Annotated in this window: 16 protein-coding genes, 1 tRNA gene and 1 pseudogene; 10 read left to right on the top strand and 8 right to left on the bottom strand. The window is 66.8% G+C overall.

The features are described 5' to 3' along the window. Window positions 1–45 precede the first annotated feature (45 nt). The 3 genes and pseudogenes from nuoH to VI056_14275 form a co-directional block, all read right to left on the bottom strand. Window positions 46–1038: pseudogene (gene nuoH / locus VI056_14285) on the bottom strand (NADH-quinone oxidoreductase subunit NuoH). Between the two features lie 7 nt (window positions 1039–1045). Beyond that, window positions 1046–1555 carry an NADH-quinone oxidoreductase subunit C gene (locus tag VI056_14280; protein HEY6204192.1) on the bottom strand — a complete coding sequence of 170 codons (510 nt, stop codon included), beginning with the start codon at window positions 1553–1555 and terminating at the stop codon, window positions 1046–1048. Then, window positions 1525–1890, bottom strand: a complete 366-nt coding sequence (locus tag VI056_14275; protein ID HEY6204191.1) for an NADH-quinone oxidoreductase subunit A — start codon at window positions 1888–1890, stop codon at window positions 1525–1527. The genes VI056_14280 and VI056_14275 overlap by 31 nt, the downstream gene beginning before the upstream one ends. A 214-nt stretch (window positions 1891–2104) precedes the next feature. Here VI056_14275 and VI056_14270 point away from each other — a divergent pair, with 214 nt between their 5' ends. The 5 genes from VI056_14270 (at window position 2105) to rsfS (ending at window position 6806) form a co-directional block, all read left to right on the top strand. Next, entirely contained in the window at window positions 2105–3172 is a 1068-nt protein-coding gene (locus VI056_14270; GenBank protein HEY6204190.1) for a M23 family metallopeptidase, read from the top strand. Between the two features lie 177 nt (window positions 3173–3349). Then, the gene (locus VI056_14265; protein HEY6204189.1) at window positions 3350–4579 is read left to right on the top strand and encodes a radical SAM protein; all 1230 of its coding nucleotides are present in this window, start codon (window positions 3350–3352) and stop codon (window positions 4577–4579) included. Continuing rightward, window positions 4580–5881 (top strand): GTPase ObgE, encoded by a 1302-nt coding sequence (gene obgE, locus VI056_14260; protein HEY6204188.1) that lies wholly within the window; start codon window positions 4580–4582, stop codon window positions 5879–5881. After that, entirely contained in the window at window positions 5878–6441 is a 564-nt protein-coding gene (nadD, locus tag VI056_14255) for a nicotinate-nucleotide adenylyltransferase (GenBank protein HEY6204187.1), read from the top strand. The genes obgE and nadD overlap by 4 nt, the downstream gene beginning before the upstream one ends. Then, on the top strand, window positions 6438–6806 hold the full coding sequence (gene rsfS, locus VI056_14250; GenBank protein ID HEY6204186.1) for a ribosome silencing factor: 369 nt from the start codon (window positions 6438–6440) through the stop codon (window positions 6804–6806). The genes nadD and rsfS overlap by 4 nt, the downstream gene beginning before the upstream one ends. Window positions 6807–6819: 13 nt before the next feature. Here the strand turns inward: rsfS and VI056_14245 are convergent, their stop codons facing one another. Continuing rightward, window positions 6820–7185, bottom strand: coding sequence for a cupin domain-containing protein (locus VI056_14245; protein HEY6204185.1), 366 nt, complete (start codon window positions 7183–7185; stop codon window positions 6820–6822). A gap of 166 nt (window positions 7186–7351) precedes the next feature. On the opposite strand from VI056_14245, the gene VI056_14240 reads away from it, so the two are divergent. Beyond that, a tRNA-Ala gene (locus tag VI056_14240) sits at window positions 7352–7424 on the top strand. Here VI056_14240 and VI056_14235 read toward each other — a convergent pair. Next, entirely contained in the window at window positions 7390–7719 is a 330-nt protein-coding gene (locus VI056_14235; GenBank protein ID HEY6204184.1) for a DUF4386 family protein, read from the bottom strand. The genes VI056_14240 and VI056_14235 overlap by 35 nt on opposite strands. Window positions 7720–7765: 46 nt before the next feature. Between VI056_14235 and VI056_14230 the strand changes: the two genes are divergently transcribed. Beyond that, window positions 7766–8440 (top strand): hypothetical protein, encoded by a 675-nt coding sequence (locus tag VI056_14230; protein ID HEY6204183.1) that lies wholly within the window; start codon window positions 7766–7768, stop codon window positions 8438–8440. An 18-nt stretch (window positions 8441–8458) separates the two neighbouring features. On the opposite strand, the gene VI056_14225 is transcribed toward VI056_14230, so the two are convergent. Beyond that, complete coding sequence (locus VI056_14225) at window positions 8459–8896, bottom strand: hypothetical protein (GenBank protein ID HEY6204182.1); 438 nt, start codon at window positions 8894–8896, stop codon at window positions 8459–8461. Between the two features lie 23 nt (window positions 8897–8919). Here VI056_14225 and VI056_14220 point away from each other — a divergent pair, with 23 nt between their 5' ends. From VI056_14220 to VI056_14210, 3 genes are all read left to right on the top strand, one after another. Further along, complete coding sequence (locus tag VI056_14220; GenBank protein HEY6204181.1) at window positions 8920–9042, top strand: hypothetical protein; 123 nt, start codon at window positions 8920–8922, stop codon at window positions 9040–9042. A gap of 36 nt (window positions 9043–9078) precedes the next feature. After that, window positions 9079–10581, top strand: a complete 1503-nt coding sequence (locus VI056_14215) for an aldehyde dehydrogenase family protein (GenBank protein HEY6204180.1) — start codon at window positions 9079–9081, stop codon at window positions 10579–10581. A 303-nt stretch (window positions 10582–10884) separates the two neighbouring features. After that, window positions 10885–11058: a hypothetical protein gene (locus VI056_14210; GenBank protein HEY6204179.1), complete on the top strand. Its 174-nt coding sequence runs from the start codon at window positions 10885–10887 to the stop codon at window positions 11056–11058. On the opposite strand, the gene VI056_14205 is transcribed toward VI056_14210, so the two are convergent. Further along, entirely contained in the window at window positions 11036–12163 is a 1128-nt protein-coding gene (locus VI056_14205; protein ID HEY6204178.1) for a HAMP domain-containing sensor histidine kinase, read from the bottom strand. The genes VI056_14210 and VI056_14205 overlap by 23 nt on opposite strands. Next, complete coding sequence (locus tag VI056_14200; GenBank protein ID HEY6204177.1) at window positions 12163–12849, bottom strand: response regulator transcription factor; 687 nt, start codon at window positions 12847–12849, stop codon at window positions 12163–12165. The genes VI056_14205 and VI056_14200 overlap by 1 nt, the downstream gene beginning before the upstream one ends. Between the last annotated feature and the right edge of the window lie 53 nt (window positions 12850–12902).

The following is a 12902-nucleotide window of genomic DNA, read 5'->3' as shown; positions in this document are numbered from 1 at the left end:
GATCCAGTTGGCGATCGCCACCGGCACCACCGTCGTGGGAAAGACCAGCAGCAGGATGGCCGTGACCATGAGGTTGGTCAGCGTCAGCGGGATCAGGACCTTCCAGCAGAGCGACATGAGCTGGTCGATGCGCAGCCGCGGCAACGTGGCGCGGATCCACATGAAGACGAGCACGAAGAAGTAGGTCTTCAGCGTGAACCAGAGCACGCCGAGGAGCGGGAGGACCTCGACGAACGGGCCGTGCCATGCGCCGAACCACAGCGTCGCCACGATCGACGACACGACGGTGACTTCACCGTATTCGGCCAGGAAGAAGATCGCCCAGCGCATCCCCGAGTACTCGGTCAGGAAGCCCGCGACCAGCTCCGACTCGGCCTCGGGGAGGTCGAAGGGGGCGCGGTTCGTCTCGGCCAAGCCGGCGATGAAGTAGGTCACGAAAGCGAGCGGCAGCACGAGGACATTCAGCTGCCAACCCGGTTGACTCTCGGCGATGCCGACCATCGAGAGCGTGCCGACGACCAGCACGACGGTGACCAGCGACAGGATCTGCGGCACCTCGTAGGAGATGAGCTGGCCGGCGGAGCGAAGGCCGCCGATGAGCGAATACTTGTTGTTCGAGGCCCAGCCGGCGATGACGATCCCGAGGACGGTCATCGAGCCGAGCGTCGTGAGATACAGCAGCCCGACGTTGAGGTCCGCACCGACGATCCCCGGCGCGAATGGGATCACGACATAGCTCGCGAGCATCGGGCTGAACACGATCGAGGGCGCGGCGAGGAAGAACCACTTGTCGGTCAGCCGCGCGCGGATGTCTTCTTTGCCGAGCAGCTTGACGGCATCGGCGAGGGTCTGGAGCAGACCCCAGGGTCCGGTGTGCAGCGGCCCGAGCCGGTCCTGGATGACCGCCTGGATCTTGCGCTCGAGATAGATCTGCGCGAGCGCACCATTGAAGACGAGGCCCACCACCAGAAGGACCGCGATCACGAGTCGAAGTGGAGCCCAGATCGCGGGATCGATCCCGAACGGACCTACCGGCACAGCGTCATCAGCCTCCGCGCGCGTCGCTGCGTGGGGGAAGGAACGATTTGCGCATCGGGTGACCGGGGAACGACTCTTCGAGGAAGATCCGTCGCAGGTCCGGATGGCCGTCGAAGACGATGCCGAACATGTCGTAGGTCTCGCGCTCACACCAGTTCGCGCCGGTCCAGACCGAGCTGAGCGTTGGGACATGCGGCTCGGCCGCGTCGCACGGGGTGCGAAGCATCACAAAAACGTGTGTCTCGGTGCCGCGAACGAACGTGACGCTGCGTAGCTCGGTCCCAGTGTCGACACCGGCGTTCACCGAATAGAGATCGCAGCGGGTCGCGGGGTCGTCACGCACGATCGTCGCGACCTCCACCAACCGCGCGCCCTCCACATCGACCACGACCATGTCATGCAGTGTCGAGACCTTCGCCCGGTCGCCGATGCTCTTCGCCAGCGCACCGCGCGCCGCGATGAGGTCGATCGTCGGGCGAGGTGTGCTCAGTACCAATTGAGCGCTTTCTTCTTCCACGCGTAGAAGAGGCCAACTACGAGGATGGCGATGAAGATCGTCATCTCGACGAGACCGTACCAACCGAGATCACGGAAAAGCACCGCCCAGGGGAAGAGGAAGATCACCTCAACATCGAAGACGACAAAAAGCAGCGCGAACACGTAGAAATGAGTTGGGTAACGACCCCACGCCTGACCAACGGGCTCCTCGCCGGACTCATATGTCTTCAGCTTCTCGCGCGTCGGCTTGAAGGGAGCAAGCAAGTGGCTGAGCAACATCATCACCGTGACGACCAGGGCTCCCGCTACGAAGAACGCGAACACATAGACATAGGAGAGGTTGTAGTCGGGCACGCACGTAGGGTACGGAGGTACTAATGGGTGAGCAAACCCGTGACGGTCCTGCGATTGACAGCGTTTGGCCTCGTGGGTACGGTACCCCGGCTCGGGACAGAGCAGTACGCATTGCGTACATGAATCGGCATTACCTGGGGGAGGGAAGCCCGTATTGGCGACGAACGTTAGAAGGGCGCATGCGACACCTTCGCTGACTCTCGGCGCGCGAAGGATGGTCCGTAGGAGCGCCGCGTCGCTGATCACCTCGGGTCAACACTCGAAGCAACGGCTTGTCGACGTGACGATCCGTCGCATCCCGCGCGCTCTCGCCGCGTACTTCGGCTCGAAGGGCCTTCGTTTGGTGCTCAACATCGCAACCGCGATGTTGGTCCTCATGCTTCCCTACACCGCCGCGACGGCTGGGCGCGCCGAAGCCTCACTGACCGACGCTGCAGCAACATCTTTCGCCACGGTGCCGGCCGACGATGTCGCGCGCGCACAGATCACGGCACGCGGTGTCATCGCCGGGACGCGTAGTCCCACGACCGTCGCCGCCCCGGAGGCACGACCTGTTGTGGTCCGCACGATCGTGAAGGAAGACACGCTCTCCTCGATGGCCAACTACTACGACCTTTCTCTCGAAGCGCTCGCTTATGCGAACAACATCAGCGAGGAAGACCAGACCCTCACGATCGGACACGAGCTGCTGATCCCGCCGGGCGAGGGCGCGCTCTACAAGGTGAAGGACGGAGACACACCGGAGAGCGTCGCGGATCGCTTCAAGGTCGATCCATCGGTCGTCATGTCCTACAACCGCGTGTACTTCGAGCCCGAGCACTTCGCGGTGGGCCAGTTGATCTTCGTGCCGGGCGCGGCGCTCCCCGCCCTCAAGCGCACCGAGCGGTCGAAGTCCATACCGGTCCCATCGAACGCGTCACTGCCAGCGCGCACCGGTCGTCTGGGTTGGCCTGTCAAGGGCTACATCACTCAGTACTTCTGGTGGGGCCACACCGGTGTCGACATCGCCGCGCCCTATGGAACAGGCATCGGCGCTTCCGATGACGGCGTCGTCGTCGCGACCGGCCCCGTCGCCGTCGGCGGACTTCGCGTCTGCGTGCAGCACTCAGGCGGTCTGCAGACCTGCTACTACCACACGAGCGCTGTGTACGTCAGCCCGGGACAGACCGTGGCGCGCGGACAGCTCATCGCCGCGATCGGTCTGACGGGTGTCACGACAGGGCCCCACGTCCACTGGGAGCTCAAGGTGAACGGAGTACCGCAGGACCCGCTCGCGTACTAACGCGCGCCGGCGACCGTTCCATTTGACCCGTCCGCTACTGCGGCCTGACGCGCCGCGGGTCCTGCCGCGGCTCGGGGTCCTCGCCACGTCACCCGCGGCGCTTCGCCTCGATCGGTCGGCTCGACCGGGTTCCGTGGCTCCGCGCGTTAGACACTGGCTCCTCCCCATACTCGTGATGTGTATCGAGCAGTCCATGCGGATCGGGCGGGACGGGTCATCGTGTCGGATTACGCGGCTGCCGCCTTTGATGGCGCCGCGACCGTGCCGTTCTCCGACGCGCTCCCGCTTCCAAGTGGCGCGACCGTCCTGCATGTCGAGCGCGATGCCGAAACGCTCGACAAGGCCGGACGCGCGCGACGGGTCGGCGCCGGCCGGCTCGCTGTCGCGGCGGTCCTGCCACCCGGACATCTGCGCACACAGCTACCGGCATACGCGGATGCGACGGACAAGCCGGACCTGACGCGACGCGCGTACACGGCCGTGGCGGCCGACGATGCGGGCGACCTCGTCGTCGCGGCGGCACTCCTCGATCGCGATCCAACGCACCAGGTCGATGCATATCCAAAGTCCGAGATCGCGTCGAAGGTCAACGAAGCCCTCCGCTCACGGCCCGCGGACAGCCTGATCCGCCAGCTCGCACGCTGCGCGCGCGAGTACGGGTGCCGCGCCGCCGCGAATGCCTTCTACGGCCGCTGGGAATGCGCGCTGCCCATCGCCGCGCCGGCCAACGAGCACCCGCTCGCCGTGATCGCGCCGCGCTTCGATGGCGAAGCCGAGCCGCGCGAGCCCGCGGCGTTCCACGCCACCGTGGAAGAGATCGCGAGCCTCGCGACGCAGCACATCGGCGCCGGAGGAATGCTCGTGTCATTCGGGCGCGCGTGTGAGGGAGAGCCCCTGCTCGTCCCGCGGATGGTCGAGGACGCGATCCACCTGATCCGTGCCACGACGCGGTCGGGGACGATCCACCTCGAGACGAACGGCTCGGCGCCGACCGCACTGCGGCGCCTCGCGACGAACGGCCTTGATTCCGTGACGATCCGGCTGATGTCCGCGCGCGCGGACACATACGACACCCTGCACCGGCCGGATGGCTATCGGTTCGCCGACGTTCGCGCGTCACTTCGCATCGCGGCCGAGCAGCGCCTCGCGACGAGCCTGCTGATCCCGGTCCTCCCTGGCATCTTCGATCGCGAAGAGGAGATCGCCGCGCTCATCTCAGTCGCGGGCGACCTGCGCGAAGGGAGCGCGATCCTCCTGCGCGACCTCGCCGCCGATCCGCTTCGTGCGCTTGCCGCAGTGAAGGGTCGTGAGATGCGCATCGGCATCGCACACGCACTGGAGCGACTGCGCCATGAGTTGCCGCAATTGCGCATCGGTTCGTTCGTGCGACCGCTGGCGAGGATCTAGGTGTTCCTCGATCGCGCGCGCGTGCCCATCCGCGCCGGCGACGGTGGCAAGGGTGTCATCTCCTTCCGCCGCGAAGCACACGTTCCCCGCGGCGGACCGGACGGCGGCGATGGTGGCCGAGGCGGCGACGTCGTCCTCCGCGTCGACGATCAGCTCGCGTCACTTGGCGACTACCGGAACCAGAATGTGCACGCGGCGACGAGCGGAAATGCGGGCGGTGGACAGAACAAGTCCGGCAAAGCGGGTGGCGATCTCGTCCTCAAGGTGCCACCGGGCACGACGGTGAAGGATGTCGCGACTGGCGAGATCGTCGCGGACCTCGTCGCGCCCGGCCAAGAGATCATCGTCGCGCGCGGCGGCAGGGGCGGCCGTGGCAACGCGCGATTCGCATCGAGCACGCGGCGCGTGCCACGCATCGCGGAGGACGGTCAGCCGGGCGAGCAGCGCGAGCTCGAGCTCGAGCTCCGCCTGATCGCCGACGTCGGCCTTGCCGGTCTGCCGAACGCCGGGAAGTCCAGCCTGCTTGCAGCGCTGACGCGCGCGCGACCGAAGATCGCGAACTACCCGTTCACGACCCTCACGCCGAACCTGGGGGTCGCGCGCCTCGACGACCGCGAGCTCGTGATCGCCGATATCCCCGGATTGATCGAGGGCGCGAGCAAAGGCGCTGGCCTCGGCGAGGAGTTCCTGCGCCACATCGAGCGCACCCGACTCATCGTCCATGTCGTCGATGCGTCGCTCCCCGATCCCCTGGCTGCGATCGCGACGATCGACACGGAGATCGCCGCGTACGGGCAAGCACTCAACGAGCTGCCCGAGCTGTTCGCTTTGAACAAGATCGATCTCGCGGAGGCGCGCGACGCGGTGCCCGGGATCGTTGAAGCCCTTGAGGCCAAAGGTCGCGAGGCTATCGCTATCTCGGCCGCATCCGGCGAGGGCGTCGACCGCCTCAATAAGCGCATCTTCGCGCTCTGCACCGCGCGACCTAAGCCCGAGGCCGCGGGGCCGGCAGAACGGCGGATCGTGTTCGCGGGTGGGGCGAGGGACGTCAAGGTGTCACGTGAGGGTGAGGCGTATCGCGTCCGTGGGGACCGCCTCGAACGGCTTGCCGCTGGGATCGACTGGGACAGTCCTGAGGCCTCCGCATACTTCCACCGCCTCCTACTCAGGTCGGGGGTCGAGGGAAAGCTTCGGACGCTCGGCGTGAAGAGCGGGGACACCGTGCGTATCGGCAAGCTCGAGCTCGAATGGCTGGATGCGCCGCAGCAGCTGGCGGCTCCGGGCGCGACGAAGAAGCGTTGACTGCGCGCGTCGGAGTTTTCGGCGGCACGTTCGATCCGGTGCACGTCGGGCATCTCGCGATCGCTCTCGCTGCGCTCGAATCGGTCCCGCTCGACCGCGTGTTGTTCGTGCCGGTACGCCGATCGCCGCTCAAGGACCGCGACCCACTCGCGAGCGTGGCGGACCGCGTCACGATGCTCGAGGCAGCGATCGCGGGCGAGCCTCGCTTCGCGCTGTCGCGGGTCGAGCTCGATCGTGAGGGCGTCTCGTATACGGTGGACACGCTCGATGCTCTCCGCTCGCAGGGCGAACTCTTCCTGATCCTCGGGAGCGATGCGCTCGCGGATCTCGCTCGCTGGCGAGCGCCCGATCGCATCCGCGAGCTATCCACGATCCTCGTCGCAGCACGGCCCGGTGCCCCGGAACCCGACCCGATGCACGATGCACGTGCGTTCGACGCGCCACGGCTCGATATCAGCTCGCGCGAGCTACGCGCCAGGGCCGCTCGCGGCATGTCCCTGCGTTACCTTGTTCCGGACGCAGTGTGGGAGCACATCAAACAACGCGGTCTCTATAAGTGACGGCATCCACGCGCGCTGAGCTCCCCCCACGAGCGCTCGCCGACCTTGTCGTCGAAGCGGCGAGCGACAAGAAGGCCGAGGACATCCTCGTGCTCAACATCTCCGAGGTATCCACCATCGCGGACCTCTTCGTCATCTGCAGCGCGCGCGGCGAGCGGCAGGCGCAAGGGATCGCGGATGGGATCGTGGAGAAGGCGAAGGCTGCGGGACAGCAGCCGTTCGGGATCGAGGGTTACGAGGGCGGGCGGTGGATCCTTGTCGACCTGAGCGACGTTGTCGTGCACATCTTCGTTCCCGAGGAACGCGAGCTGTACCGGCTCGAGCGGCTCTGGGGCGACGCGCCCGTGGTGCTACGGATCGCCTGAGCCACGCTTCGCCTCAGCGCCGCAGGTAATCGTCGGTCTTGCTGATCCAGTCTTGCCGCGGCGGGCTGAATACATCCACGTCGAGCGTGTCCTCGAGCGCCTCCGCCCGATGTGGGACGTTGGATGGGATCGTCAGGATCTCGCCGGCGCGCACGGTCACTTCCTGCTCGCCATTCGTTCCGAGCCACAGACGCAGGGCGCCCTCGAGGATGTAGGTGATCTGCTCGCTCTCATGCGTGTGCGTCTGCACGATCGCGCCCTTCTTGAGGAAGACCTGCGCCACCATCGCACGCTCGCCGTGGACGAAGCGGCGCTCGATCTGCGCGGTCATGCGCTCTTTCGGGATGCTGTCCCAGGTGTGATGCGTTCCCAACTTCACGGCTGCCCCTCCGACTGAACGGGCAGACTCTACGACTCGTGGTCGGGTGTCTGCTCGGGTACGATTGAGGTGGCTTCGCCACCTGGGGCTGTGTCATCCACACGGACTCGTTCGCTTCGCTCGCTCGGCAAGTGGAAGCAGCCCCGGAAGCGGCGCAGCCGCTTCCGGGGCTGTAGCTCAGTTGGTAGAGCGCTTGAATCGCACTCAAGAGGTCAGGGGTTCGACTCCCCTCAGCTCCACTGAATCACGGGGCCAATCGACGCCCTTCACGACCACACGGTCAGTGCGAGGCCCGCGACGGCCGTAGGCAGAAGCAGGCCCAAGGACGCGTATGTCGGCGCCAGGACCAACACGAAGCTCCTGATCACGAATCCGAGGCCGCCGAGACGACATGATGTTGTTCGCGGTCGCCGTCGCGTCGTTCGAGACGATCAGCTGGAGCGGGACGAAGAACTCACCGAAGCCACCGGCTACGGCCGAGATCAGGAAAAGGACTCCCGCGATTCGCGCGTAGGTCTGCGCCGACACCGCCATCACATCGCGCTCACGTTGATGAACACGCCCCCGGTAGCCTAAAGCGATGACCGCACGGTCTGGATTGCCGATGCCGCGCGGCCGTTGCAGGTTCTGTCTACGGGAAGGTGTCGCGCTCACGCGTGAACACGTGTTCGCCCGCTGGCTGGTGGAACGACTGCGTGCATGGCGCGCGACGCACGCCGCGAACGGGCCGGCCGACGCTGTAGCGGACGCGCGGATCGCCCGACTCGTCACGAGCGTCTGTGGGACGTGCAATGCCGGGTGGATGAGCACCTTGGAAGTCAGCTTTCGTCAGGCTGTCTTCGCCAAATCGCGCCCCGAGCACGTGGCTGAGCCGACGCGTCGAACGCTCAGCCGCTGGTTCGCCAAGACCGCGACGCTGGTGGCTCACGCGACCGGCCAAGAGCTGGTGCCCGAGGAGCACTGGCCGGAGCTGACCGACGCGATGCCGAGCGGGATCCGCGTCGGTATCGCGCGCGTCCGTCGCAAGCGGCAGCCGCTGGATGTCGGACTCGAATACGCCGCGTCCAACGCGAACGGTCCTGTTGCGCAGTTGACCAGCGTCGCCGTGCAGGTCGACGACCTGGTCGCGATCGTCACGCGACGGTCGTCGGTGACCCCGGCAACGACGCTGTGGCCGATCCAATCACACATCCTGCGTTGGACGACGTTGCCGGTCGTGAACCGACTGTCCGATCTGACAGGCGAGGGATCCTGACTCCCCTCCGCGACGCCGCTATGAGTTGAACGCGTCGTACGCTGCGCGAAGCCAGCGTTCCTCGTCCGCGTGCCACGCCCCGAAGAGCCAACCGGGTCCGATCTGGCGTTCGAGATCGGTCAATATGCCGTTGCTCCAGCGGCGTGTGGAAAGCAGGCCGGATCGCTTGGCTTCCACGCACGCGTCCTCAGGCAGCCAGAGTGCGTAGGCCGTGCCGTACGGCATCGCGAGGATCCGTCCAGTTGCTGGATGCGCCAGCACCGCGCGGCCGTCGGCGAGGAACCGACAGTCGACCGGTAGCGCGGCACCGAGCTGATCCATCACGCGCTCCACAACGTCCGGGTGGCTCCCCATCTCCATGTACGGATCACGGCCGGGCGAGAGTCGGGTCAGTTCCGGATCGAAGCCTCGGAAGACCTGTTCGTTCGCGGCAGTGCGCGCGAGACGCGGCCACATCAGCGACCGCATAATCGCGCGTTGTGAGCTTCTTTTCGAGCGATGACCCTGAACGGCAGGCGAACATCGCTTTCATCCTCATCTTCCTCGGGATCATCTTTGTCGGCGGCCTGACCATCTGGTTGTTCTACGGAGCCAGCTTCTAGCCCGCCGATCGCGCGCGACGCAGTAAGGGGAGTGCCATGGCCACGACACATCTGAAGAACTACATCGACGGCCGCTGGGTGGACTCGGTCTCGGGCGACGCCTTCGAAGACTCCGACCCGGCGAACGGCGACATCATCGCCACGGCCACGAAATCAACGACGGCCGACGTCGACAAGGCGGTCGACGCCGCGCGACGCGCGTACGACAGCTGGCGGCTCTACCCCGCGCCGAAGCGCGGCGAGATCCTCTACCGGGCCGCCGAGATCATGCTCCGGCGAAAGGACGACCTCGCACGCGAAATGACGCTCGAGATGGGCAAAGTCCTTCAGGAATCCAAGGGCGATGTCCAAGAGGGCATCGACATGACCTATTACATCGCCGGCGAGGGCCGCCGCCAGTTCGGCGACGTCGTGCCTGCGGAATTGCCCAACAAATGGGCGATGAGCATCCGGCAACCCCACGGCGTGGTCGCGGCGATCACACCCTGGAACTTCCCGTTCGCGATCCCGACCTGGAAGATCATGCCCGCGCTCGTACTTGGGAACACCATCGTCTTCAAGCCCGCTTCGTCCACGCCGATGCTCGCGGTGCGCCTGGTCGAGATCCTCGAGGAAGCCGGGCTCCCGAAGGGCGTGCTCAACCTCGTGCTTGGGCCGGGTGGCGCGCTCGGCGATCACATCGTGCAGCACCCGAGCGTCGACCTGATCTCGTTCACGGGGTCGAGCGACACCGGTGCGCATCTCAGCGAGATCGCCGGACGCCTTCTCAAGCGCGTGTCGTGCGAGCTCGGCGGCAAGAACGCGATCGTCGTGCTCGACGACGCCGACGTCGACCTCTCGCTCGACGGCATCGTCTGGTCGGCGTTCGGCACGTCCGGGCAGCGTTGTACGGCTGCGTCGCGGGTCATCGCGCACCGCGGCATCGCGAACGACCTGATCGACAAGCTCGTGGGTCGGGCCAAGAAGATGAAGATGGGCCACGGCCTCGAGTCGGGCACGGACCTCGGCCCGGTCGTCTCGAAAGCGGCTCAGGAGAAGGTCGCGAGCTACATGCCGATCGCCGAGAAGGAAGGCGCGACGATCGCGGCTGGCGGTCGCATCCCGACCGAGGGCGCGCTCGCGAAGGGGTTCTTCCACGAGCCGACGGTCCTGGTGGACGTGAAGCCCAATATGCGCGTCGCGCAGGAGGAGATCTTCGGCCCGGTGACGTCGGTCATCGAGGTGAGCAGCATCGACGAGGCCATCAAGGTCCTGAACAACACCAAGTACGGCCTCTCGTCATCCGTGTACACGCGCAACGTCAACAACGCCTTCCGCTTCATGCGCGACGCGGAGACCGGGCTCGTCTACATCAACGCCGGGACGATCGGCGCGGAGATCCAGCTGCCCTTCGGCGGGGTGAAGTCCACCGGGAACGGACACCGCGAGGCCGGACGCGCAGCGCTCGACGTGTACTCCGAGTGGAAGTCGATCTACGTCGACTACTCGGGCAAGCTCCAGCGCGCGCAGATCGACACCGATGGAGGTAAGGCGCCATAGCAGCGACGAAGAAACGCCCGCTGTGGCGCTGCCCGCGCTGCGGGCGCACCTTCGTCACGCGCAACATGTCGCACTCCTGCGCCGGATGACCGTCGCGTCGCATCTCGAGGGAAAGCCGCCGCACGTCGTTGGCCTCTATCGCCATCTCCACGACATCGTCCGTCAGATCGGGCCGGTCACGGTCGATCCGCAAGGACGCGCGATCGTGTTCCAAGTGCGAGCGCGTTCGATCGGCGTAACGCCGCGCGAGCGGTGGGTGGACCTCACGCTGTGGCTCAAAGGCGGGCGGCAGACCCATCCGCGGTGCGCAAGGTCGACGACTACGGCGTGCTCGGCCGGATCCTCCACTTCCGCCTCACCGACGAAGAGGACATCGACGCCGAGCTCGTGAAGCTGATGCGCGAGGCGTACAAGGTCGGCGCTCGGGACGCCGCCTCACCCCGCGCGCGGCCCGCTACTCCGCGAGCGGGAGCATGACGCGCATCTCGGTCCCCTGACCGAGGGTGCTGAGTGCCTCGATCTCGCCACCGTGTGCCACGACCAGGCTCTTGGCGATCGCGAGCCCCAGACCCGCGCCGCGCGACTCGGGCGACTTGTAGAACCGGTCGAACACATGGGGCAACACGTCCGGCGCGATGCCGGGGCCGCTGTCGCGCACAGACACCAGCAGGCGCCCGTCGGACACAGAGCTCGTGACGCGAACGGTCCCGCCGCGCGGCGTGAACCGCAGTGCGTTCGACAGCAGGTTCGTGAGCACTTCGCGGATTCGCACCGGATCCACGTCGATCTGCGGGAGCGTGCCGTCGGTCTCGGCAGTCAGGGCGATGCCCGCACTGTCCGCCTGCGTCTGAAAGGACGCGACCGAGTCGAGAGCGAGCTCGCTGATGTTGGTCGTCTCGCGATGCAGCGCGAGCGCACCGGCCTCCGCCATCGACAGCGTGCGCAGATCGTCGACGAGCCGCGAGAGCACGCGGGTCTCGTCGAGGATTGGCTCAAGGTGACTCTTGTCAGCCGGGTAGACGCCGTCGAGCAGCGCCTCGAGGTTTCCCTGCATGACGGTGAGTGGCGTGCGGAGCTCGTGCGTCACGTCGGCCAGGAGTCGGCGGCGTTCACGTTCGCTGCTCTCGAGACGCTCGGACATCGAGTTGAAGGCCGTGGCGAGCGAGCGCAGCGTGCGCGGCCCGCGCGCACGGACCCGCACCGCATAGTCGCCGGCCTCGATCCGCTCGGCGGCGTCGACGAGGTCGGCAACCGGTCGGGCGAAACGGCCGACCGTCCCGGCGCCGATCGCGAAGACGACGGCGAAGAGGATCGCGAGCGGGGCGAAGGCCGCAAGACCGCCGCCTGATGTCGCGGCGCTGAACGCGTTGACGAGGAGCGTGATGAACGCCGCGACCACGAGCACGAAGATCAGGAACGCGGCGCAGAACATTGGCGCGTAGCGGCGGGGCGGGTGCCGCTGTCCCGCGCGGCGCCACGCATCGCGGCTGGGCGGGAACGGTTCGTTCTCAGGCCACCACAACGGACGCGCGCCACCGGTCCACACACCCCCGCGCCAGCCGCGGCCGTCCGGCGGTCGCATCAGGACTCGTCGTCGGCGAAGCGGTAGCCGACGCCATACACGGTGAGCAGGTAACGTGGCTCGTTCGGAACGGGCTCGAGCTTGCGTCGGATGTTCTTCACGTGCGCGTCGATCGCTCGCTCATAGGACTCGAACGCGACCCCATGAACAGCGTCGAGGAGCTGGGAGCGCGTGAAGATTCGACCGGGGGCGCGCGCGAGCGCCGCGAGGAGCTGGAACTCCGTCGGCGTGAGCTCGACCGAACGTTCGCCGACGCGAACGCGCATGCGCGGCACGTCGAGCGTGACATCGCCGGCGCGGACCACATCGCCGGAATCGGGTGGCCGCTCCGTGCGTCGGAGCACCGCGCGGATGCGCGCGACGAGCTCCTTCGGGCTGAATGGCTTGGTGACGTAGTCGTCGGCGCCGATCTCGAGCCCGGCGATCTTGTCGGCCTCGTCGCCGCGGCCGGTGAGCATGACGATCGGCACGGTGGAATCGCGGCGGAGCGCCCGAGCCACGTCGAGTCCGTCGAGCTCAGGTAATCCCAGGTCGAGCACGACGAGATCTGGCCGCGACGCCCGAGCGGTCGCGAGCGCCGCCGTCCCATCGGAGGCGCTCACGACCGCAAATCCCGCGTGCTCGAGGTAGTCCCTTGCGAGCTCGACGATCTTCGGTTCGTCGTCGACGACGAGGACCGTCTTCACGCTCGCGATGCTAGGTGGTAGGGGTGGACGGACGATCGCCACTTGGCTTCTCG

The organism is Candidatus Limnocylindria bacterium (assembly GCA_036523395.1).
GTDB lineage: Bacteria > Chloroflexota > Limnocylindria > P2-11E > P2-11E > CF-39.
This window is presented reverse-complemented; position numbering and strand designations above follow the sequence as displayed.